General features: G+C 59.0%; 19 protein-coding genes and 2 pseudogenes. 11 read left to right on the top strand and 10 right to left on the bottom strand.

Annotated features, from left to right (window positions below; translation table 11 throughout):
* Positions 1 to 232: 232 nt before the first annotated feature.
* Both N7E02_RS08215 and N7E02_RS08220 read right to left on the bottom strand, forming a co-directional pair.
* Positions 233 to 1426 carry a caspase family protein gene (locus N7E02_RS08215; RefSeq protein WP_286581390.1) on the bottom strand — a complete coding sequence of 398 codons (1194 nt, stop codon included), beginning with the start codon at positions 1424 to 1426 and terminating at the stop codon, positions 233 to 235.
* A 1-nt stretch (position 1427) separates the two neighbouring features.
* Positions 1428 to 2042 (bottom strand): hypothetical protein, encoded by a 615-nt coding sequence (locus tag N7E02_RS08220; protein WP_286581391.1) that lies wholly within the window; start codon positions 2040 to 2042, stop codon positions 1428 to 1430.
* A gap of 684 nt (positions 2043 to 2726) precedes the next feature.
* Between N7E02_RS08220 and N7E02_RS08225 the strand changes: the two genes are divergently transcribed.
* Both N7E02_RS08225 and N7E02_RS08230 read left to right on the top strand, forming a co-directional pair.
* Complete coding sequence (locus tag N7E02_RS08225) at positions 2727 to 3851, top strand: AAA family ATPase (RefSeq protein ID WP_286581392.1); 1125 nt, start codon at positions 2727 to 2729, stop codon at positions 3849 to 3851.
* Between the two features lie 53 nt (positions 3852 to 3904).
* Positions 3905 to 5449, top strand: coding sequence for an AAA family ATPase (locus N7E02_RS08230; RefSeq protein ID WP_286581393.1), 1545 nt, complete (start codon positions 3905 to 3907; stop codon positions 5447 to 5449).
* Positions 5450 to 5686: 237 nt separating this feature from the next.
* Here the strand turns inward: N7E02_RS08230 and N7E02_RS08235 are convergent, their stop codons facing one another.
* A complete protein-coding gene (locus tag N7E02_RS08235) occupies positions 5687 to 6214 on the bottom strand; it encodes a hypothetical protein (RefSeq protein ID WP_286581394.1) in 528 nt (175 codons plus the stop codon).
* Positions 6215 to 6432: 218 nt separating this feature from the next.
* Here N7E02_RS08235 and N7E02_RS08240 point away from each other — a divergent pair, with 218 nt between their 5' ends.
* A complete protein-coding gene (locus N7E02_RS08240; protein WP_286581395.1) occupies positions 6433 to 6753 on the top strand; it encodes a hypothetical protein in 321 nt (106 codons plus the stop codon).
* A gap of 138 nt (positions 6754 to 6891) precedes the next feature.
* Here N7E02_RS08240 and N7E02_RS08245 read toward each other — a convergent pair whose 3' ends face one another.
* From N7E02_RS08245 to N7E02_RS08260, 4 genes are read right to left on the bottom strand one after another with little or no spacing between them, the layout of a single operon-like run.
* Positions 6892 to 7434, bottom strand: coding sequence for a M41 family metallopeptidase (locus N7E02_RS08245; protein ID WP_286581396.1), 543 nt, complete (start codon positions 7432 to 7434; stop codon positions 6892 to 6894).
* Complete coding sequence (locus N7E02_RS08250) at positions 7398 to 8057, bottom strand: AAA family ATPase (RefSeq protein ID WP_286581397.1); 660 nt, start codon at positions 8055 to 8057, stop codon at positions 7398 to 7400. Before N7E02_RS08250 ends, N7E02_RS08245 begins: the two co-directional genes overlap by 37 nt.
* 58 nt (positions 8058 to 8115) lie before the next feature.
* Positions 8116 to 8715, bottom strand: coding sequence for a hypothetical protein (locus tag N7E02_RS08255; protein ID WP_286581398.1), 600 nt, complete (start codon positions 8713 to 8715; stop codon positions 8116 to 8118).
* Positions 8716 to 8768: 53 nt separating this feature from the next.
* Positions 8769 to 9044: a hypothetical protein gene (locus N7E02_RS08260; protein ID WP_286581399.1), complete on the bottom strand. Its 276-nt coding sequence runs from the start codon at positions 9042 to 9044 to the stop codon at positions 8769 to 8771.
* Between the two features lie 199 nt (positions 9045 to 9243).
* Here N7E02_RS08260 and N7E02_RS08265 point away from each other — a divergent pair, with 199 nt between their 5' ends.
* The 4 genes and pseudogenes from N7E02_RS08265 (at position 9244) to N7E02_RS08280 (ending at position 14796) form a co-directional block, all read left to right on the top strand.
* A complete protein-coding gene (locus N7E02_RS08265; RefSeq protein WP_286581400.1) occupies positions 9244 to 9549 on the top strand; it encodes a helix-turn-helix transcriptional regulator in 306 nt (101 codons plus the stop codon).
* A 525-nt stretch (positions 9550 to 10074) separates the two neighbouring features.
* A pseudogene (locus N7E02_RS08270) lies at positions 10075 to 10481 on the top strand (rhodanese-like domain-containing protein).
* Between the two features lie 346 nt (positions 10482 to 10827).
* Positions 10828 to 12741, top strand: coding sequence for a methyl-accepting chemotaxis protein (locus N7E02_RS08275; RefSeq protein ID WP_286581401.1), 1914 nt, complete (start codon positions 10828 to 10830; stop codon positions 12739 to 12741).
* Positions 12742 to 12946: 205 nt separating this feature from the next.
* A pseudogene (locus N7E02_RS08280) lies at positions 12947 to 14796 on the top strand (ABC transporter ATP-binding protein).
* A 29-nt stretch (positions 14797 to 14825) separates the two neighbouring features.
* On the opposite strand, the gene N7E02_RS08285 reads toward N7E02_RS08280, so the two are convergent.
* Positions 14826 to 15707 carry a LysR family transcriptional regulator gene (locus N7E02_RS08285; protein WP_286581402.1) on the bottom strand — a complete coding sequence of 294 codons (882 nt, stop codon included), beginning with the start codon at positions 15705 to 15707 and terminating at the stop codon, positions 14826 to 14828.
* 111 nt (positions 15708 to 15818) lie between these two features.
* Here N7E02_RS08285 and N7E02_RS08290 point away from each other — a divergent pair, with 111 nt between their 5' ends.
* A complete protein-coding gene (locus tag N7E02_RS08290) occupies positions 15819 to 16850 on the top strand; it encodes a YeiH family protein (RefSeq protein WP_286581403.1) in 1032 nt (343 codons plus the stop codon).
* 57 nt (positions 16851 to 16907) lie between these two features.
* On the opposite strand, the gene N7E02_RS08295 is transcribed toward N7E02_RS08290, so the two are convergent.
* Positions 16908 to 17099, bottom strand: coding sequence for a DUF2735 domain-containing protein (locus N7E02_RS08295; protein WP_286581404.1), 192 nt, complete (start codon positions 17097 to 17099; stop codon positions 16908 to 16910).
* 415 nt (positions 17100 to 17514) lie between these two features.
* On the opposite strand from N7E02_RS08295, the gene N7E02_RS08300 reads away from it, so the two are divergent.
* Complete coding sequence (locus N7E02_RS08300) at positions 17515 to 18549, top strand: glutamine synthetase beta-grasp domain-containing protein (RefSeq protein WP_286581405.1); 1035 nt, start codon at positions 17515 to 17517, stop codon at positions 18547 to 18549.
* 295 nt (positions 18550 to 18844) lie between these two features.
* On the opposite strand, the gene N7E02_RS08305 is transcribed toward N7E02_RS08300, so the two are convergent.
* The gene (locus N7E02_RS08305; protein ID WP_286581406.1) at positions 18845 to 19483 is read right to left on the bottom strand and encodes a TetR family transcriptional regulator C-terminal domain-containing protein; all 639 of its coding nucleotides are present in this window, start codon (positions 19481 to 19483) and stop codon (positions 18845 to 18847) included.
* Between N7E02_RS08305 and N7E02_RS08310 the strand changes: the two genes are divergently transcribed.
* On the top strand, positions 19476 to 19730 hold the full coding sequence (locus N7E02_RS08310) for a hypothetical protein (RefSeq protein ID WP_286581407.1): 255 nt from the start codon (positions 19476 to 19478) through the stop codon (positions 19728 to 19730). The genes N7E02_RS08305 and N7E02_RS08310 overlap by 8 nt on opposite strands.
* An 11-nt stretch (positions 19731 to 19741) precedes the next feature.
* Positions 19742 to 20995 carry a Zn-dependent hydrolase gene (locus tag N7E02_RS08315; RefSeq protein ID WP_286581408.1) on the top strand — a complete coding sequence of 418 codons (1254 nt, stop codon included), beginning with the start codon at positions 19742 to 19744 and terminating at the stop codon, positions 20993 to 20995.
* Positions 20996 to 21473: the final 478 nt, after the last annotated feature.

The raw sequence follows: 21473 nt of genomic DNA on the forward strand, positions 1-21473 counted from the left end.
TGCAGATAAAGACCGGAAACCGCCTCCAATTCGTGTATGCAGCCGATCCATGGCGCTGCCGATGCGAACGAAATATAGAACGGCGCGATTTCATCGGACACAGGGACTAGCGAGCCTGAATAGTGCCCCACGACCAGGCGCACCAATTCGGCCGCGTCCTCGTTGTGAAAGGATTGGTTGCCGCTAGCCTCATCGAGATGGAAAGCTGCACCTACCCATCCGAGCACGCTCGCTACCCGAAGGGGAGAAAGTAGAAATCAGCCAGACCGGAATTCGGCCCAAGGAGCGCGTACTTGCTCTCATTCAGCTTCACCAATAGGTGGGCTATTCCCTCGTTTATCGAACGGACGACCTTCGCCGCGAGAGATTGAATAGCAATGTTCACCGGTCCGTCAGGCCCGGCAAGCGGAAGGAGCGCGATCGCGCACGCGGCATGGACGCGGGCGGCTTCAAAGGCGTCTTCTACCGCAGCTCCTCTAGCGCCGAAAGCGCTGGATAGGCCCTCGATAAACCCGACTGCCATCGCCGGCTCGCTCTCGAGACGCTTGCAGACCGGAAGGATGACATCAAGGAAGCTATCGGCGTTGAACTCCCGCGACAAGGAGAGATATTGCTCCCAAATAGCCTCCGAGGCCGCACGGATGTGCTCGTTCCCGGCGCCATCTCCGGTCAGTCCGGGAAATGCCTCGGCAATGTAGGCGTTCCCGCCTGCAAAGCATGGATTCTTTGACAATTGGGAGATGCCGAAGAGGTTGATGCCCCAAGACACGGGAGTTTGGAGCTTGCCTTGCAACATCCTGGATACAACTTGCCCAACCTCAACAAGGTCGAGCGAAGGCCGGGTCGTCTGAACGACAGTGTCCCCACGAAGGCATGACATGAGCGCGGTCGTACAATGCCCTGCTCCGCCGGTCTCCAGCGCGTATTCGTCGGATCCCGACGCGGCAAGGATGGAGACAGCGAGAGAACCGACCTTCCCGATAACATTCGGATTAAGTAGAACGCCGATGTCGTGAACCACGCCACCGGATTCACATGCGTCGATGATGACGTTGGTATGACCGACCTTCGCTTCCGTGATCCAGGCGAAAAGCTGAGTCATCGCGAGCGCGTTGAACGACATCCTGTCTACGTCCGTGTCTCTCAAGCATAAGAAGTAGCTGCCGTCTTTGACGCCTCCGTGACCGGCGAAGAAGATCGTCAGTTCCTCGATGACGTCGGCCGAGTACAACACGTCCTCGAGTTCCGTCTTCAACTCGGCGATCGTTGGCGAAAGGAGAATTCTCGAGCTCGGTTCGTCATAGGCACCCCAACCACTCGACACGAGGTGGTCGTAGACAGCTCGAGCGTCGTTCTCGGCTCCTGCCAAGGTAGAAAGGGGTGGCTTATCGTAAATGTCGCAGCCAATCGCGATCAATGCCCGCATGTCAACTTTCCCAAGGAGAAGGATACCTGGCTAGGCGTTCCTGTTCGAATTGCTTGGCTTGTGCAGACTTCTCTGCCTTCAACTGTTCCACGCGTGCAATAAATTCGGGCCCCTGAGCCTCGAGCGATGCGAGTGTCTTTTCGAACGCCTCCCTCCCCATGTGGATCTGAGGCATGCTTACCTCGCCATTATCGTCGACACCGAATTCTATCATCTCAAGCGCGGCGAGGAAGGATTCGGCGGGCGTCTGGTCAGGAGCACGAGTGATGATATTTCCCGATTTTTCCGTCGAATTGCCGATCGCCGCGAACAGCGTTCTCTTGAACTCGGTCATCAGTCCGGCGACCATCTTACGACGAGCCAAAACAAGCTTACGAATGTCGTGCGTCATCGCGTCATCAAAATGAGCGAACAGCTCGTACGAGTGCTCGGCCAGTTCGCCGTCCTCGTCTCCATGATCGGAAGGTTTCGTCCGCCAGTTCCTGCCGTGCGAAAACCGCTGGACGTTCCGCGGCGAGATCAGTTCGGCCCGCTCCAGTGCGATGTCCGCGGCGAGCTGCTTGTTGAAAGCCTCGTTGAACTCTTTTGCTCGACTCCGGTAGCTGAAAGGCGTCACGTTGTATCCCCAATCCCACGGAAACGCCGGAGGCCTTTAGTCCAGCGTGGCGATTCAATTCACGAGTTTCATATCCGTCCACGTCATCGGACTTTCAAGTGCGATCCAGGAGGCGGAGTGCCCACCGCGATGGCCTTAGACACTGCTTGGCCTCGCCTGTGGGTTCCAATATCCTAACCTGCCGATGTCCCATCTTGGTGCCGGCCAGGCGGGCAACGACGATCGCGAGCGGCTACAGTAGCACGCTGACGACACGAGAGAGGCGCGAGGCAGTGGGCTCTAGTCGCGAAGGCAGAGGAGTAGGTAGGGCAAGTAGGAAAATCATCGCCGTTGCGAGGAGGGCCAGGCCCCAGACGTCCGGTATCTTCTCCCTTATCAGGTTTGCAAGCGGCCGCAATCTCGACAGGATACGGATCGATAACTGATCCAACCCGAGGACGGTCAGACCCAGGGAATAGTCCGCCGTCATACATATCCCTGCGCGAGAGGGAGCCGCCCGGCTTAAAGGATTGTGGGTGGGCCAAGCGCCACGAGAAATGTTATACAATACTTTGAAATTATGACCTGTTCTTTCCCGGACCGCTTAACTCGCGGGCGACGCCCCCGACAGGCTGGACATTCATTCAGCCGTTGATTGCATCAAAGACCTCGCATAAATCTCTGTCACATCTCATGAGGTTTGCGATGACCGAATCTGCTGAAGTGCCGATGGAATTGTTCACGCTGCTCGGACACAGCGGTGTCGGGGACGAAATTAAAGCTGCCATCCGGATGTCGGAGGGTGCCCGGTTCCACAGATGCGCTTTCCAAGTCAATCCCTTCGAGTACGGGCTGCGGCATTCCGCTGTCGACCAGACTTTCGCGACCGAAGCAGAATATAATGATGCAATGGTCCGCGCATGCATTGCTGCGGGCGTGACGGTAGTCGGACTTACGGACCATTTTCGAATATCTACGACAGCTACGTTGCTCGCAGCCATGGAAGCTGCCGGGATCAAGGTCTTTCCCGGTTTCGAAGCCAATTCGAGCGAGGGCATCCATCTCCTGTGCCTATTCGAACTGGGAACGCCTCTTTCCACGATTGAGCGCTACATCGGCGCGTGCGAGATCGTCGATCATACCGTTCCGTCGCCTCTCGCCAGAAAGACATGCGAGCAGATAATGCAGATGGTGGCGGAGGCCAACGGCGTATGCATTGCAGCTCACGTATGCAGCGCGAGCGGGCTGCTGACCACGCTAAAGGGCGGCCCTAGGGCGCAAGCTTGGAAGTCCCAGCATTTGCTTGCCGCGGCAATCGCCGGCCCGAGGGAGGAAGCGCCCCAGAGCTGCCTCGACATCCTCAGAAACAACGATACGACCGCCAAGCGTGATCGCCCAATTTGTATCGTGAACGCGAACGACGTGACGTCTCCTTCCGGGTTCGCCGAGAAGAGCTCTACAACGCTCGTGAAGATGACTTCCGTTTCTATCGAAGGGTTAAGGCAGGGCTTCCTAGACTGGGAATCCCGTATCAGATTGAACTCGGAGCCAGCAGACGACGAACATCAGGAGATCGTCGCCGTAGGCTGGGCCGGTGGCCTTCTTGATGGACAGGGGCTGCGGCTTAATAGCGGATTGAACGTCCTGGTGGGTGGACGCGGAGCTGGAAAGTCTACGCTCATCGAGAGCCTCAGATATGTCCTGGGGGTCGAAGTCAAAGGAGACGAGGTCAAACGCAGCCATGCCTCGATCTTGAAGCAGGTCCTCGGGCCCAACTCGGTCGTCTCTGTCCTGATACGGCTTCCAAAGCCTTCCCCCAGTACTACCTGATCACCAGGATACTCGGGCAGTCGCCGGTCGTTTACGATCAGAACGGCAATCGATTGTCGGACGTATCTCCGGCGGCTCTGATCGGAAACACGGAGATCTTCGGCCAGCACGAAATCTCCGAACTCACGCGGCACCCCGACAAGCTCGCGGAAATCCTCCGGAGGTTCACTTCGGGCGATACCCACTTCGGCGGAGACCGTCGAATTCTTTGCGACAAGCTTGGGAAATCGCGAAAGGAGATAAACTCACGAAAGTCCGACCTCGACAAGATCGAGGAACAATTAAGCGCCTTGCCGGGCTTGAGAGCGAACCTTGCCCGTTTCGCGACCGCCGGGCTCGAGGAGCGTTTGAGCGAGAAGTCTGGCTTCGACAGGGAGGTGCGGATCTTTAGTTCCGCGTTCGGGGCGGCAGAAGACCTCGTGAGCGCGGCCGCCGCACTTGCGCCGCCAGAAGATGGTTCGAGAGTCCTGCCTCCGGACGATGTTGACCTCCCAAGCCGGAGCTTGCTCGAAAAACTTGATCAGATTGCCGCTCGCCTGGACGAGGCGAAGATAAAGGCAGCAGCGGATCTGGAGGCGGCAGCGGCGGCAGCCAAGACGGAGATCACCGCGGTCCAGGCGGAATGGACGCCCCTGCAGGAAGCGGCGGAGAGGCGGTTCGGCAATTTGGTGCGAGAACTTGAAAGCGAAGGACACGAGCCCCGAAAGTTTGTCTCCTTTCAGGACCAGGTGGAAGCTCTGAAGCCCAAGGAAGTCGAGAAGCAAAACCTCGTCGCGGAACTCCAGGCGTTGAGAACCACGAGAGCCGATCTTCTCGTCGATTGGGAACGCATAAAGGCGCAGGACTTTCGAGCGCTGGAAAGAGCGGCGCACAAGGTTTCGAAGCGGCTGGAGAACCGCGTTCGTGTACGCGTGCGTCAGAACTCGAATTTGGCACCCCTTGAGACAATCTTGAGACAACGAGTCGGTGGAAACCTGACTGCCGCCCTGGAGAAGCTTAAGGATCGAGATGCGCTGGGTCTCACCGACTTGGCAAACACGATACGTGCCGGGTCACAGGCCCTCCAAACTGCCTACGGGTTCACGAGCGCCGGCGCGGACCGCATTGCACAACACGGAGACGTGCTCGCTCTGGAGATCGAAGAATGCGAATTGCCACCGGAAGCGGTCGTTGAACTGAACGTCGGCCCGGAAGGTTCTCAGACATGGAAGCAGCTCGACGATCTTTCGACCGGCCAGAAGGCAACTGCCGTGCTCCTTCTTCTCCTTCTGGAATCGGAAGCTCCGCTCATCGTCGACCAGCCGGAAGACGATCTGGACAATCGTTTCATCGCCGACAGCATCGTTCCCGCGATGCGCGTCGAAAAGCGGCGCCGCCAGTTCATCTTTTCGAGCCACAATGCGAACATCCCAGTCCTTGGCGACGCCGAACAGATCATCGGCCTACAGCCGATCGTGGACGGTGGCATCGAACGGACCATCATCTCGGAGGATCTCTCCGGATCGATCGATGCTCCGAAAGTCAAAGATCTCGTCAAGAAGCTCCTCGAAGGAGGTCAGCGAGCCTTTACCACTCGTCGGGAGAAGTACGGATTTTAGTCGCGTCGCGCGTCTGAAACTTGCTCTCGGCGTCTAGTCGTTCGACAAATACGCGTCAGCCGAGGCTCCCTTTCTTCTCTAAAGGCTTATTTCCATCCGTAATTTCCTTCGGCAGCGATCAAAGTTCTACTTGCTGCGTCCACTTCGACCATCGAAGTGCCGACCAAGGCACCTTCGATCGAACGCTCGGGTCTCGCGACGGCTGTCGAGCGAATGGAAATGGCGGTCATGTTCTCTTCAGTTGGCAAGGCCGAAAGATTGCGCATTCATCAGAGTCGTGACCTCGTGCACGTTACGAAGCATACGCTTCTGCCACTCGTATCGTTTTCCGTACGGAACCCCTGGCACTAGATGGCTGTCCGGCCGCTCGCCGCCCCAATCAATTTCTGTTTTTCCGGTCTTGGTAGATGCGACTTGCATGATACGTTCGGCGGGCAGCCAGCCGAAGTAGATGAAGAAATCTTCGAAGCGATCGACGTCCCCCGTATCGAGCAGAATCCTCGTGCGCAGCGACAGATTTTCTCGTGCCCAATCGCTCCATTTCCAAAGCAGCTTGTTTTCGGGGACGTCGACCGTCAGCCTGAACTCAGACTTGTCGACCATGCTGCCTTCCAGTCCATGCCCTTCAGGGGTCTGGGACGTTGTCAGCCAGACGCCGATCTTCCCTTTGAAGGCGTCAACGTCGGTGACCACATCACCCACGGTCAGGCCGAATTTAGAAATTCCGTGAAGATGGGCGGCAGAAGTGAAGTGGTAAAGGATCATAGTCTTATCTCCTGGATCGTTGCTGGAGATAGCGTGGCGCCGCACGAAACGGGCGTCAATCGACTGACAAAAGATCTCGCCGATATTGCTGCAAGTGAATGCTCCTCGCTAGGATTGGCCGCCGCGACTTTCAAATTTCCACCTTCGATTTTCACAGCAGCGAGTTGACGCCTTTCCAAGGTTCCCCGACCATTAAAACCAACGGACGAGGAAACCACGTGGACGCAGCAATACGATTTCACCCCGGCACGCTCGCCGCGCTTCATGAAGTTAGCGAGCGAAGGGGCAACCTGATCGAGGAGCTTGGGCAAGCGCGCTCGCTCTCAAGGATTCGGCTAGGCTCACTGATCGACATCCTTACGATAGGCTCGTTCGATGATTGCTGCTGTGGCCCCGTAAACGCGAAGGCGCAGGGACGTATCATTGGCTGGCCTTCGTACAGGCTGCGCGACAATGTGAAGAAGGAACTGCGCAGGCGGCTCACTTCGGATGCCCTTTATGAGGGAGCAATCGAGGATGCATTCGACAGAGGATTCTGACCTAGTGAACGGGAAGATGACGCTCGACGAAGCGTGGAGCCATGAATGATGGTATCGACGCGATGGCCACCGGGTACGATAGGATTTGTTGGGGACAGCGCCCCGTTTCCTGAATACGGGGCGCAACCGCTCCTGCTCCTAACGCTCGGCCAGGGTCGAGGCCGTAGGCTCGCCCGATTGACCAAACCTTCCCAGCTCGTTGAGCGCGATCCTTCTCTTGTCCAGCAGCTCGGTCGTCAGCTCCAGCAACCTTGCGCGCTCTCGCTGAAGGAGCGCTCGGACGTTGCCCCACTCCGCAAGGAGGATGGCGTCTATTTCGGTTGAGATCGCACCCACAGGCCGATAGTGACGCTCGACAACCTTTCTCTCGGCGTAAAGGCGCGGAATCTTACCCATGCCCCATGAGGCCACCATCAACGACGCAATGTTCGTTGCCGTTTGGAGATCCGAGCCCTCACCGCCGCCCGCTCCCGTGCTTTTGGTGCCAAGTTCAACGTCCTCGGCGGCGAGACCCGCCAAAGAAATCCTCATCTGCGCCCGGAGTATTTCTTCGGTCAGGACAACCGAATCCTTCATCTCGTACTTCACATGTCCGCCCGACTGGACGCCTCGCTCCTCGATGATAGCGTCGAAAAGCTCGATGCTTACCGACTTGATAAAATCGCAATCGAGAGCCGCCAACGCGTGTCCGCATTCGTGCAAGGCAAGCCGCCGGAGCTCTCCCCCGACACGTAGACCCTGGATGGCATGCCCGCTTCGACGTCACTATCATTGACGTCCCGCCCGCCTGCACGCGCGGAGCGCCTGATCGCGCGTCCGATTCTTTCCAGATCAGCCGGAGTGAAATCAGGAAGCTGATCGGTCCAGCGTCTGAGACGGCCGGCGTCGAACCCTTTGAGGTGGTAGGACAGAATATCGGCCCGCTCCAGCGGTGTAGGCAGGTCGATCGAAATATGGCGCTCGAAGCGACCCGACCGAAGGATCGCCAGCTCGATATCGTCGACGCGGTTCGTAGCCGCCAGCAGAACGACGCCCGGCATCACCCGGCCTGTGAGCTCGAGGAAAGTGTTTACGACCTGGGTTTCATAGTACGCATGCTGGCTCGGATGGGCACGGTTCCCGATCGAGTCCAGCTCGTCGATAAAAAGCAGAGCCCCGCCGCGGGATTTCGAAGCCTTCTCGAAGTCGAGGCGCATTGCCTTCAACATGTCGCCGAGGTAGCCCCCGCCGGCCGACTGCCATTGCCCAGCCGAAGTCGCGATGAATTGGAGGTCCAGCTCCGCAGCCAGCGCTCCGGCGCACATCGTCTTTCCTACGCCGGGGGGACCAATCAGCAATGCGGCGCGGTCGAGATTGAACCATTCAAGCTCTCCTCTTCCACGCCGCCAGATCCCGAGAAAGCTCTGACGCCCAGGATCGCACCGACCCGAATCCTGGCAGTTCGCCCAGGCGGGGTGCTGCGGCCGATGAGTTTGAGGCGGGCGCAGCCAGCATCGATCGGTCGAGAGAATCCCGACAGAGCAGAGCGTCGATCATGTCCCAGTTCTGATTGGCAAGCAGCCTCGCCGTTTCGTTGGGGACCATCTTCCGGCCGGTCAGTTTCCGGACTGCGTTGATCTGTCGAGGCGTAGGGTTATCAACATACCGAATCTCGTCCGCTGCAATCTTTACTTTATCGGGAAGCACGTCGAAACTATCGGTGACAACGATCGTCTGAGCCGAATATCGGAGGATGTCGAGCTCTACATTCTTCCTGGAACCCGTCTCAATGCTGACGACCTGATGCCTGGAAGTCTCGGCATTGAAAAACGCCTGGCGCTGTCCAGAAAGAAGAAGTTCCCCCGCGCGGTGAAACCGGCCAACCCAACCCTTGTCCACGATCACGACAAGAATGCCAGGCGCATCGCTACGAAATTGCACCGTATCGCGAAGGCTTCGCCGAAGGACAAAGTAGCTTAGCATCACACCCGGCCTGCGCCGAAGCTCCTTAAAGGCACCCGCTGCGATCCGGTGCCTCATCGCGCGTCAATCCCGCCAGCCGAGCCGAGACGGTACCAAGAATTCGTTGTGCGAGCAAAGAATTCGCCATCGTCCTTGAGCACAGTGATGAACTCGCTCGTGCGAACCTCGTGGCCGTCCGGAAAACGCGGGTGCCCCTCGAGCGAGCCTTTAAGGCAGCTTACGATGGTGAACGTGTGCACCCAGTCGTTTAGCACCGGAACGGACATGAGATCAGGTGCTTTAATGCTTCCTGCCTGAAGCCGCTCCAAGTCGGCGAGGAGCTTCTTCAAGGTAGATATTCGACCAGCAAGACTCGGCTGCATGATTCGTTGCGCTCCAGAGATTTCGATGAGAATGCGGAAAGGATTCGAATGCCATTGGCTTTTGAAGCGAGCCATTGGCTTTTTTAGACGCCACATTTTGACCGGCGTCAACGATTTTTGACGTAGATTTTTGCTCGTCTCGAAAATCCATGCTTATGAATCCTTCATGGAGCCGCTGCCGCACATACTGCTAAAGATCGCGCGAGAATTTCTCGGCCTGAGTCAGGACGAGGTGGTGGCGCTCATTGGCGTCGGCCGGAGTACGATACAAAAGATCGAGCGCGGCGAGGTAGTCACCGAGGTCTACATATCGGTAGTTCGCCAGTTCTATGAAAATCAGGGTATCCGCTTTCTGGCTCCCGCGGAAGAACAAGGTTGGGGCTTGCGGAACGCGAACGTGTCGAGCGGAAAAGATCGCCTGAACAGGCTGTCCGAAATCCCGGCCGGCCGGAGAAAGAAAGAGACGAGCTGATTTAGCACGCAACGGCCCAAGCGTTGCGCACTCCAAATCAGCGCTCAAGCCCCCTCACCCAAACTCCAATCCTCCCCGGCGTCGGCACTCCTGCCTGTAACGAAGCGACATCACCGCGGGTGACTGGTAGAAAGCCGATCGCCGACTGCAAAAGATTGCAGCCAAGAATCTCTTTCTGAAACGAAAGAGCCATCAACTCACCGTCAGCGCAGGCGCTTGATGATCGAAATCGGAACTCTAAGCCGGGAATTGGGCTGTTTAAAGAAATCAGCGACTTAGCGCTTTAAGGCGTAAGGTAGAATTGATTCTAGAATTGTTTTTGCCCGCGGAAAGAACGAATATTTCCCTCTTTTAGAATGGCTTTTATCCGGTCCCGATAGTGTCACGACATGGGGGCCGGACGTTTGGCGTATGGACGATTTTGGCATGATCTTCACGCTGCAAGTCATGATGGCCAATTTCAGCCATTCGTAGCATCGGCGATGATCGGCGGCAACAGCAACCACCACCCAAGAGGATAAGCCAATGCCAAGCCCCGTATCGGAATCCCCGCCGCAGCTCCACAGGACGCCGCCGAACATTTTTCCGGCAAGCTCGCCTTCGAGGCAGACTGCTGGGACGTCCATGCCTCATTTGCCGCCGGCAAGGTCGATTTCGTCCTGCTCGATGTCCGAGCCCCAGCACTGTTCGCGCAGTCGCATGTGCCGGGCGCCACCAACCTGCCTCATGGCAAGATGACCGCGCACCGCATGTCGGACTGGTCGGCAGATACGCTCTTCGTCGTCTACTGCGCCGGCCCCCATTGCAACGGCGCAGACAAGGCCGCCCTTCGCCTCTCCCGTCTCGGCCTTTCGGTGAAGGTTATGATCGGAGGCATGACGGGCTGGGCTGACGAAGGTTTCAGCTTCGAAGCTGAAGCGGCCGCCGCCTGAGGTCGCCTCGATAAACCCGCATCATCAACGCCACGCCCGCAAGAATAGTTTGCAACCCGACCATGTTGCATCGCAACATAAACAGCCGGCACTTCGCCTTCTGATAGCGAAGTGCCGGACATCAAAAGAATTTTAGCGGAGCCTTGTTCGAGCAATTGCTCAAAATGAGGAATAATGACCAGTAAAATTGACCAGATCAGCGCCCGCACAAGAACAAGCAAGTAGTCGCAAGCCATCTTAACTCGCAATTAGTGCAATCATGGCAAGACGTTAGCGAGGCATCCTGACGCGGACCATAAGAACGCGCCACGAGCTGTTGTGTTGGGCAAACTGAGTGGTGTGAACTATGGCATTTCGAGACATGGCCATTTCGAAGAAACTCGGCCTCGTCACCGTGGTGATGGGTCTTTCTTCGCTGATTATCGCAGGCATTGCAGGAACCGGCCTCTACGGCCTGCAGAAGGCCATGGTTTCCGTCGGCGCCCGCGAGGAGGTCGCCCGCGAGGCGATGGACCTGCGCGTCGACATCATCGCCATCAGCCGCATGACCTACCAGCTGGCTTCGGCCCCGGACAAGGCGAAGGATTTCCGGGCCGAAGCCGAGAAGCGCTCGGGCGAAATGCTCGGCCGCCTGCCGAAGATCGAATCCACCGCCGACGCGACCGAGAAAGATCAGCTGAAGGCAATCCGCGCAGCGCTCGACAGCTATTTCGCTTCGATCCGCGGCATGGTCGACATTGCCGAAAAGAACCCGGCCGACGCCCCGGCGATCGCTGCGGCGCTGAAGACGGCGCTCGACGGCCAGAAGGTCGTGACCGACACGGTCAAGGTCTACAGCACCTATTCCGGCAAGTCGCTGGCCGATGCCCGCGGCGCCGCCGTCGCATCGTCCACCACCGCCATGATGATCTCGGCAATCTCCGCCGTCGTCTTCATCATTATCGGCGCCGCGATCAGCACCATGGTCTCCCGCCGCGGCATCGTCCGCCCGATCCGCTCGCTGACCCAGGCCATGACGGGCCTTGCGAACGGCGAAGTGAACGATCTCGGCATCGATACGGCCCGCAAGGACGAGATCGGCGAGATGGCCCGTGCGGTCGAAGTCTTCCGCACCAATGCGCTCGCCATGGATGAGTTGAAGGCGCAGGAAGCCGCCCTGCATCGCAGCAGCAGCGACCTGCAGTCCAGCATTTCCGCAGTCGTCGCCTCCGCCGTCGCCGGCGATTTCTCCGGCCGCATCACCAAGGACTACCAGAACGAGGACCTGAACCGCTTCGCTTCCGGCGTCAACGAACTGGTCGAGAGCGTCGACGAGGCCGTCACCGAAGTCCGCCGCGTCATCGCAGCACTGGCGGATGCAGACCTGACCCAGAGCATGGAAGGCCAGTTCCAGGGCGCCTTCGCCGAACTGCAGGTCAACGTCAACAACACCATGGTCCGCCTGCGCGGCACCATGCACAATGTCCGCGGCGCGGCCGGCACGATCAACAACAACTCGGCCGAACTGTCTTCCGCCGCAAACGACCTGTCGAAGCGCACCGAACAGCAGGCCGCAGCGCTGGAAGAGACCGCGGCAGCGCTCGACGAGATCACCGCAACCGTGCGCGCCGCTTCGGCCCGTGCGACCGAAGCCCGCGACATGGTTCACGAGACCAAGCAGAGTGCGGCAAAGTCCGGCGAGATCGTCCGCTCCGCCGTCACCGCCATGGGCCGTATCGAAGAATCCTCGACCAAGATCAGCCAGATCATCGGCGTCATCGACGAGATCGCCTTCCAGACCAACCTCCTGGCACTCAACGCCGGCGTCGAGGCTGCCCGTGCAGGTGAAGCAGGACGTGGCTTTGCGGTCGTCGCCCAGGAAGTCCGCGAACTTGCCCAGCGCTCGGCAAACGCCGCCAAGGAGATCAAGACGCTGATCAGCGCCTCGGCAGCCGAAGTCGAAGGCGGCGTCTCGCTCGTCCGCTCCACCGGCAGCGCGCTGGTCGAGATCGAAGGCCTTGTCAACCGGGTCAACGAGCATGTGGAATCGATCGCCACCGCTGCCCGCGAACAGGCAACGGCGCTGGCCGAAATCAACTCCTCGGTCAACCACATGGACCAGATGACCCAGAAGAACGCCGCGATGGTGGAAGAAACCACCGCCGCCAGCGAGACCCTTGCCGACGAAAGCCGCCAGCTGCAGCAGATCCTGAGCAACTTCAAGCTGGATGCCGGCAGCGAACTCGGCGCCATGGGCCGCCGGATGCGCAACGCCGCCTGATCGGCTACACGCAACGACCGAAATCGAAAGGCCCGGACGCCATGCGCCCGGGCCTTTCTTCGTTGCGAAAAATATAGCCTGCGAAATGTCACGGCTGTACTTCAGGCCTGACGCTCCGTGAGGTTGCCTCGTGGCGAAGACGATGGTCTTATTGGTCGCAATACTGAAACCTGCCTTTTTTGCCGATTTTCGAAGCGATAGAGACATGTCGATTTCAGATGCGATTTACCGCCCGTTCGAGACGCTGATCCAACCGCTGGATATTCCTTACCGACCGCTGCCCTCCAAAGGCCCGGTCGCGGTGCTCATGCATTTCATCTCGATGTTCCGCGGCGTTCTAATCGCGCTTGCACTCGTCTCGATCGCAATGGAGGCGATCAATCTGACCATCGTCTGGGGGCTTTCCGTAGTCGTTGACGGGGTCAGCCAGCAGGGCGCCGCGGCCTTCCTGAAAAGCGAGTGGCGGCTGTTGGCGTTTCTGGGCCTGCTCCTTTTTCCGGGCATGCCGGTCGCCTCGTTCCTGCTGAACACTCTTCAATCCCACACGCTAAGCGTTGCGATGCCGGCGGCGATCCAGTGGCAGGGCCATAAGGCGGTGGAGAGGCAGGACATCGCATTCTTCCACGATCTCTTTGCCGGACAGGTTGTCTCACGGCTTTCGCAGGTCGCATCCGCCGTGCAGCAGCAGATCATTGCGGCGTTCCAGACGATACCGCGCTTCATTCTGTCCATGGCGGGGTCCGTGGTACTGCTCAGCGCGCTCGCTTGGCAATTGGCGCTCCCTGTCGTCGTCTGGATCCTGCTCAACGTCGCTCTGGCGGTGAAGATGGCCCCCATCTTCACTGAGCGCTCCCGCCGCACGGCCAAACAACGCAGCCTGATCGCCGGCACCGTCAACGACCTTTACGGCAACATGCAGATGATCAAGCAGTTTGCCGCTGAAGACAGCGAGGCAGGTGCAATCCGCCGCGTCCTTCAAAATGCGGTCGACACCCAGCACAGTGAGCAACGGATCTACCGGACGTCGGAATTAATCGTGGTCGCTCTCAATACCGGCCTCTGGCTCACCATCCTTTGGATCGGGCTGACCGGTCTGGTCGAAGACTTCATATCCGTCGGCGAGTTCGTGGCAGCAGTTTACGTGCTGCAGCGGCTGTCAGCACACACTTTCACCTTTCTCCAGATGGGCCAGCAGATCTTCCAGGCCATCGGCACGATCAGGGACGCCATGCCGGTGATGACGACACCGCCGACCATCACCGATCGGTCGGGAGCCGAAGAGCTTGCGGTCACGAACGGAGAGATCCGCTTCCAGAACGTCACCTTCGCCTACCGGGCGGAAAAACGAGTGGTCAAGGATCTTTCGCTCGTCATCAAACCCGGAGAAAAAATCGGCCTTGTCGGCCTGTCGGGTGCAGGAAAGACGACGCTGGTGAGCCTGCTTCTGCGCTTCTACGATCCCGGCAATGGTGCCATCTTGATCGATGGTCAGGACATAAAAAACGTTACGCAGGGAAGTCTGAGACAAAATATCGGCGTTATCGCACAGGATGTCGCTCTTCTTCATCGCTCCGTCGGCGACAATATTCGCTACGGCCGCCCCGAAGCGACACGGCAGGAAATCGAGGATGCAGCAAGGACCGCCAGTGCCGACGCGTTCATTGCCGAACTGAAGGATGCAGAAGGCCGCACGGGCTACGAAGCCTTTGTCGGCGATCGCGGCATCAAACTGTCCGGCGGCCAGAGACAGCGCATCGCCATCGCACGCGTCCTGCTGAAAAACGCGCCTATCTTAGTTCTGGACGAAGCGACATCCTCCCTGGACAGCGAGTCAGAAGCCGCGATCCAGGACCGGCTCGATTTCGTCATGGAGAGGAAAACGGTCATTGCGATTGCCCATCGCCTGTCCACCATTGCCAAGATGGATCGTATTCTGGTGCTCGATAAGGGGCGGGTCATCGAGGAGGAGCGCCCGCAGACCTGATCGAGAGCGACGGCCTTTTCGCCCGCCTATGGAAACGCCAGACTGGTGGCTTCATTGCGGAAGATGCCTGATCCGCCGGACGGTTTCGGAAGCCATTCGCTTACCCTTCCCCCAGCATCCCCAACATAGCACCAAGCGCCCGCGTAACATGCCGCTCACCGTGATGCAGCGTCGAGAAGGCGCGCGACGGCATCTCGAAGTTGGCTACATGCAGCGCACCGGCCAGCGAATGGAATTCGGTCGCCCGGCTGGAGAGCACGGTTGCCGACAACCCGGCCTCGACGGCCGCGATCGCCGCTTCGTTGGACGGCATTTCCAACACCACGGAGAGCGACTGCGGATCGATATCGAGGCTTGCAAGATGCGCCTCGAAGGCCGAGCGGGTGCCGGAACCCTTTTCGCGCATGATCCAGGATGTTTCCAGAAGATCATGGGCCACGAGCTCTCTCCCGTCTGCCCAAGGGTGGCGACTGCCGACCACGAGGACGAGCCGGTCTCGCGCGACCAGCGAGCGGCGAAGCTCCGGCATCGCGATCTCGCCCTCGACCACCGCAAGCTCGGCCGCACCGGCGAGCACCGCTTCCGCAGCACTTCGGGTATTGCCGACGGTAAGCCGCAGATCGACGCGCGGAAACCGCTCGTGATAGCCCACCAGCCGCGACGGCAGCCAATAGCTCGCCACCGTCTGGCTGGCATGGACGCGCAGCACGCCAGAGGCCGAGCCGCCGAGATCTGCGAGCGCCAGTTCCGCCGCCCTCGCCCGCTCCAGCACGCCATGCGCCTCGTCGACAAAAAGCCTGCCGGCTTCGGTCAACGCGATGCGCCGGCCGACCCTGTCGAACAGGATCACCCCGTGGCGCGCCTCAAGCGCCGAGATCGCGGCACTGACGGCCGATTGCGTCAGATTGAGCACCTCGGCTGCCCGCGTCACATGCTCGCGCGCTGCGACCTCCAGAAATATCCTGAGCTGTTCGAGTGTCATCACGCCACCATTCGATTTTATCGAACGATATCACAAAACTTATCAATTGGATTTGTTCTTTTGCGAGGAGGAGAATGATTTTCGAAAGAGTCAGAATATTTTGGAAATTTCATGAGGTCGAACACGACAGCCCTAGAACGCGGGACCAGCTCGCTGGCGACACTGCCGCCACTTCTGCCCGGCATTTTATTGACGGCTGCGATCGCCGCGATCGCACTGACCATCCGCTCGCTGACCGGCTGGACGGCGCTCAGCCCGCTGATCCTGTCGATCATCATCGGCATGCTGATCCGCAACACGCTGAGCCTCCCGGCCGCGATCGAACCTGGTATCGGCTTTTCGCTGAAACGCATTCTCCGCTTCGGCATCATCCTGCTCGGCCTGCAGGTGACGGCGGCGCAGATCCTCTCGCTCGGCGGTGCGGCTCTTGTCATGGTCGCGCTCACCCTTGCCGCCTCATTCATCGCCATAAGGCTTGCCGGTCGCGCGCTTGGCGTCGACCGCCAGCTGACGGACCTGATCGCCGCCGGAACCTCGGTCTGCGGTGCATCCGCGGTGATCGCCGCAAACACTGTTGTGCGCGGCAAGCAGGAGCATGTCGCCTATGCGGTTGCCTGCGTCACGCTGTTCGGCTCCATCTCGATGCTGGTTTACCCGTTGCTGGCAGCCCCGCTGGGGCTCGACGAACGCGCCTACGGCCTGTGGTCCGGCGCCACCATCCATGAAGTCGCCCAGGTCGTCGCAGCTTCCTTTCAGGCGGGTGATGTCGCGGGCCAGTTCGGCACGATTTCGAAACTCGCCCGCGTCGTGCTTCTGGCACCTTTGGTCATGACGCTGGCGCTTGCCCTGCGCTCCAGCACGACCGGTCAGGGACAGTCGGGCAGCGTCCCAATGCCTTGGTTCGTTTTCGGCTTCATCGCCATGATGGCGGTCAATAGCGTGGTCGACATTCCGGCCGAGGCCAGCAGGAACATCGTCATGCTGACCAATTTCCTGCTCTCCATGGCGCTCGGCGCGATGGGCCTGCAGGCCAACATCGCCAAGCTGAAGGCAGAGGGCTGGCGACCGCTGGCGCTAGGCGCCTTCGGCTGGATCTTCATCGCCGCCTTCGGCTTCGCGATGCTGAAACTTTTCGGATTTTGACTTCAGGGGACCACGGCCGCGCCCGCTTGAGGCGGTGCGGCCGGCCTAAAACGTCACTCAGCAGGGCTTTGGCCGCTCTGGCTGCCGCTCCTCTTCGCGAACCGCTTCGTCATGATACCAGCAGGTATCGACGACCGAGAACACGATGTCTCCCACACCGAGAGGGGTCGTCAGACCATTGTCGAGACGACGCCGCGGGTTGACCGGAAACTGGTAGATTTTTGCTGTTTCACGATGGATGCTTGCCATCCTATCGCCTCCTCACTTCACTGCATCAAACTGACCAAGACTTAATTTTTGCCTATTTTTTATGCTCGATGCATTAATTTACATCATTTGCATATATCTTGCCAGCTAAGATTGAGATCGCGTCGAGTTTCGCCGCAGAAATCTGCGCGTTGAAGAGCCAACAGCATGGGTGCGAGAAAGTTCCGCGCCCCACACCCGAACGCCCAAAACGCCCGCCTTATCCGTGTGCGGATGCAATTCAGTCCCACCGAGAGGTGCGCGAGCTTGCATTTGTAACATTTTTTTAAAGGCACTCTGCCCAGAGACGGCAAACTGGCACGGCACGTGCTTTTGATAGAACAAGCCCGGGATGGCGGCCGCAAGGCAGGCATTCTGGATGGCTCAACCATGAAGATCACGGCCTGAGAGATAAAACATGACCAAGTATAAGCTCGAGTACATCTGGCTCGACGGTTACACCCCAGTACCGAACCTGCGTGGCAAGACGCAGATCAAGGAATTCGACGCTTTCCCGACGCTCGAGCAGCTGCCGCTCTGGGGCTTTGACGGTTCGTCGACGATGCAGGCCGAAGGCCGCTCCTCGGATTGCGTGCTGAAGCCGGTCGCGATCTACCCGGATCCGGCTCGCACCAACGGTGCTCTCGTCATGTGCGAAGTCATGATGCCGGATGGCGTCACGCCGCATCCGTCCAACAGCCGCGCAACCATCCTCGACGACGAAGATGCATGGTTCGGCTTCGAGCAGGAATACTTCTTCTACGAAGACGGCCGTCCGCTCGGCTTCCCGGAACAGGGTTACCCGGCTCCACAGGGTCCGTATTACTGCGGCGTCGGCTACAAGAATGTCGGCGCAGTTGCCCGCGAGATCGTTGAAGAACATCTCGACCAGTGCCTCGCTGCCGGCATCAACCACGAAGGCATCAACGGCGAAGTCGCCAAGGGCCAGTGGGAATTCCAGATTTTCGGCAAGGGCTCCAAGCGCGCTGCCGACCAGATCTGGATGGCCCGCTACCTCCTGCTCCGCCTGACGGAACAGTACGGCATCGACATCGAGTTCCACTGCAAGCCGCTCGGCGACACCGACTGGAACGGCTCGGGCATGCACTGCAACTTCTCGACCAAGTTCATGCGCGAAGTCGGCGGCAAGGACTATTTCGAAGCCCTGATGGCGCAGTTCGAAAAGAACCTGCAGGACCATATCGACGTTTACGGTCCGGACAACCACATGCGCCTGACCGGCAAGCACGAAACCGCTCCGTGGAACAAGTTCTCCTACGGCGTTGCCGACCGTGGCGCTTCGATCCGCGTTCCGCATTCCTTCGTCAACAACGGCTACAAGGGTTACCTCGAAGACCGTCGTCCGAACTCGCAGGGTTGCCCCTACCAGATCGCTTCCCAGGTTCTGAAGACGATCTCGGAAGTCCCGACCGCAAAGTCTGCAGCCGCCTGATAGGCTGCAAGTCTCCCAAGACGGAAAACGCCGGCCCCAGCGCCGGCGTTTTTTTGCGTCAAGAGGCATGTAGATATTGAGTTCAAAATGATCCCCTCACTTGCGATTTCTAACACTTAGCTGAAGCTAAGATGTTGAAATCGCTTTCTCTCCACAGGGGGAGAGATAGGTATGCCGCACCATCGGCGAGTTTACCTCTCCCCTTGTGGGAGAGGTTACAAAATCAGCATCTTAGCCGGAGGCTAAGTGCTAGATTTTGTTGGTGAGGGGCGCGGCTGTTGCGTGATCACCCACTCTACCGCGGCAGCAACCCACCCATGAACAGCTGCTCCAGAAACCGCGCCGCATCCTCGAACCGCCCCTCGCCCGCATAGGCCTGGCCGAGCACCGCGCGCACCTGCACGTCGAAATCGGCATAGTGCTGGGTCGTCGACCAGATCGAGAATATCAGGTGATAGGGATCGCACTTGGCGATCTTGCCGGTTCGCGCCCAGGCACGGATCACCTCAGCCTTCTCGTCCACCAGCTCTTTCAGCGGACCTTTCAGCTCGTCCTCGATATGCGGCGCACCCTGCAGCACCTCGTTGGCGAAGAGCCGGCTCTCGCGCGGAAAGTCGCGCGCCATCTCAAGCTTGCGGCGGATATAGGAACGGATCTCCGCTTCCGGATTGCCCTCGGCGTCAAGCGCTCTGAGCGGTTCCAGCCATGTGGACAGTACCCGGTCGATCAGCTGCCGGTGCATCGCGTCCTTGGTGCGGAAATAATAGAGAAGATTGGGCTTGGACATGCCCGCCGCCTCGGCGATCTGGTCGATCGTCGAACCGCGAAAACCGTTTGCCGAAAACACGTCGAGCGCGGCTTCCAGGATGCGCTCTTCCTTCTCCTCCTGAATGCGGGTGCGCCGCTGCGTCTGAGCCGCCCTCGGGATGGCCATTCGTCTTTTCGCCCTTCTTCTTCGCGCCCGCAAAATCTTCGAAAACATCTGTGTTTTTGATGATTTCGACTTGAGTGAAACCGCGGACATTGTAAGCTTTTACCAACCGGTCAAATTATCGGCGACAAGCGAAATAAAGGCAATGCCGATCTCCGACGCCAGCAGGGCGAAACCTCTGGTCCGACGAGAAAAGACCATCGGGAACAACAAGCATACTGCCGCCACGGCAGGACGTGAAAACAGGTGAGGACTGAACGAATGGTGGCAGCACCGGGCGAGAACTTGCGCGTCAACGGCGACCGTCTCTGGGACATGCTGATGGCCATGGCGAAGATCGGCCCCGGCATTGCCGGCGGCAACAACCGCCAGACCCTGACCGACGCCGATGGCGAGGGCCGCCATCTCTTCCAGAAATGGTGCGAGGCGGCTGGAATGACGGTCGCCACTGACAAGATGGGCACGATGTTCGCCACCCGCCCCGGCACAGATTCCAAAGCCCTGCCCGTCTATGTCGGCTCCCATCTCGACACCCAGCCGACCGGCGGCAAATATGACGGCGTACTCGGCGTGCTTGCGGGGCTGGAAGTCGTGCGTTCGATGAACGACCTCGGCATCAGGACGAAGCACCCGATCGTCGTCACCAACTGGGCCAACGAGGAAGGCGCTCGCTTCGCCCCCGCCATGCTCGCCTCCGGCGTCTTTGCCGGCATCCACTCACTCGACTACGCCTATGGCCGCAAGGATCCGGACGGCAAGACCTACGGCGACGAACTGAAGCGCATCGGCTGGCTGGGCGACGAGGAAGTCGGCGCCCGCAAGATGCACGCCTATTTCGAATATCACATCGAACAGGGCCCGATCCTTGAGGCCGAAGAAAAGCAGATCGGCGTCGTCACCCATTGTCAGGGCCTCTGGTGGCTGGAATTCACCCTGACCGGCAAGGAGGCCCATACGGGCTCGACCCCGATGGCGATGCGCGTCAATGCCGGCCTCGCCTTCGGCCGCATCCTTGAAATGGTGCAGGAGGTGGCGATGGCGGAGCAGCCTGGTGCGGTCGCCGGCGTCGGCCAGGCATTCTTCTCGCCGAACTCCCGCAACGTGCTGCCCGGCAAGGTCGTCTTCACTGTCGACATGCGCACGCCGAGCCAGGAAAAGCTCGACCGCATGCGGGCCAAGGTGGAGGTCGGCGCAAAAGAGATCTGCGACGCTCTCGGCGTCGGCTGCTCAGTGGAAGCCGTCGGCCATTTCGATCCCGTGACCTTCGACCCGACACTGGTCGGCCGCGTGCGCGATGCGGCCGAAAAGCTCGGCTACTCACACATGGACATCATCTCCGGCGCCGGCCACGACGCCTGCTGGGCATCCAAGGTCGCGCCTTCGACGATGATCTTCTGCCCCTGCGTTGGCGGGCTGTCACATAACGAGGCCGAAGAGATATCTAAAGAGTGGGCCGCGGCGGGGTGTGACGTGCTGTTCCATGCGGTGGTGGAGACGGCGGAGATTGTGGAGTAAATATCCCTATTCCCATAATAGGAAGATAGGCACATGAATTGGCAATCATTCAAAAGTCTTGGAGACCCAATTTACGTACTTAGCCGAAATACTTCGGGAATTCGGATGAAGCGAATTCGGAGGGTAATTCATTTCGCAGGCAAGGAAATGAATACAAAGTGGTGCGTGAGATACGGTCATCAATGGTGGCCTCTGCATGAGGCAAAGGCTCTTCGTACCCGATTTAAGAAAGGTGACGGAACGTACGAGAAGGTCTTTTTGGGCGATCGTCGCTTTACGCGTGCGGACACTTACCTCCCATTTGTTAGAGAGTGGGATAAGCCCGGTCAATTCTACCAAGTATTCGGCTATAGAGACTAAGAACTGGTCACAGAAATCAAGAACGGAGCCATCGCCGTCGCCAAGATGAGCGGCAAAGTGGATATCAGGATCGACAGCGAAAATTGCGGAACGGGACTGAGCAACATTTACGATTAGG

It is taken from the genome of Terrirhizobium terrae (genome assembly GCF_030323265.1).
Taxonomy (GTDB): Bacteria; Pseudomonadota; Alphaproteobacteria; order Rhizobiales; family Rhizobiaceae; genus Neorhizobium.

Coding starts and splice junctions, on each gene's coding strand:
- N7E02_RS08235 (WP_286581394.1), bottom strand. CDS start 6,214: ATGATCCTTTACCACTTCACTTCTGCCGCCCATCTTCACGGAATTTCT.
- N7E02_RS08265 (WP_286581400.1), top strand. CDS start 9,244: ATGGAGCCGCTGCCGCACATACTGCTAAAGATCGCGCGAGAATTTCTC.
- N7E02_RS08255 (WP_286581398.1), bottom strand. CDS start 8,715: ATGCTAAGCTACTTTGTCCTTCGGCGAAGCCTTCGCGATACGGTGCAA.
- N7E02_RS08250 (WP_286581397.1), bottom strand. CDS start 8,057: ATGTGCGCCGGAGCGCTGGCTGCGGAGCTGGACCTCCAATTCATCGCG.
- N7E02_RS08215 (WP_286581390.1), bottom strand. CDS start 1,426: ATGCGGGCATTGATCGCGATTGGCTGCGACATTTACGATAAGCCACCC.
- N7E02_RS08305 (WP_286581406.1), bottom strand. CDS start 19,483: ATGGCCATCCCGAGGGCGGCTCAGACGCAGCGGCGCACCCGCATTCAG.
- N7E02_RS08285 (WP_286581402.1), bottom strand. CDS start 15,707: ATGACACTCGAACAGCTCAGGATATTTCTGGAGGTCGCAGCGCGCGAG.
- N7E02_RS08310 (WP_286581407.1), top strand. CDS start 19,476: ATGGCCATTCGTCTTTTCGCCCTTCTTCTTCGCGCCCGCAAAATCTTC.
- N7E02_RS08295 (WP_286581404.1), bottom strand. CDS start 17,099: ATGGCAAGCATCCATCGTGAAACAGCAAAAATCTACCAGTTTCCGGTC.
- N7E02_RS08290 (WP_286581403.1), top strand. CDS start 15,819: ATGAGGTCGAACACGACAGCCCTAGAACGCGGGACCAGCTCGCTGGCG.
- N7E02_RS08225 (WP_286581392.1), top strand. CDS start 2,727: ATGACCGAATCTGCTGAAGTGCCGATGGAATTGTTCACGCTGCTCGGA.
- N7E02_RS08315 (WP_286581408.1), top strand. CDS start 19,742: ATGGTGGCAGCACCGGGCGAGAACTTGCGCGTCAACGGCGACCGTCTC.
- N7E02_RS08275 (WP_286581401.1), top strand. CDS start 10,828: ATGGCATTTCGAGACATGGCCATTTCGAAGAAACTCGGCCTCGTCACC.
- N7E02_RS08300 (WP_286581405.1), top strand. CDS start 17,515: ATGACCAAGTATAAGCTCGAGTACATCTGGCTCGACGGTTACACCCCA.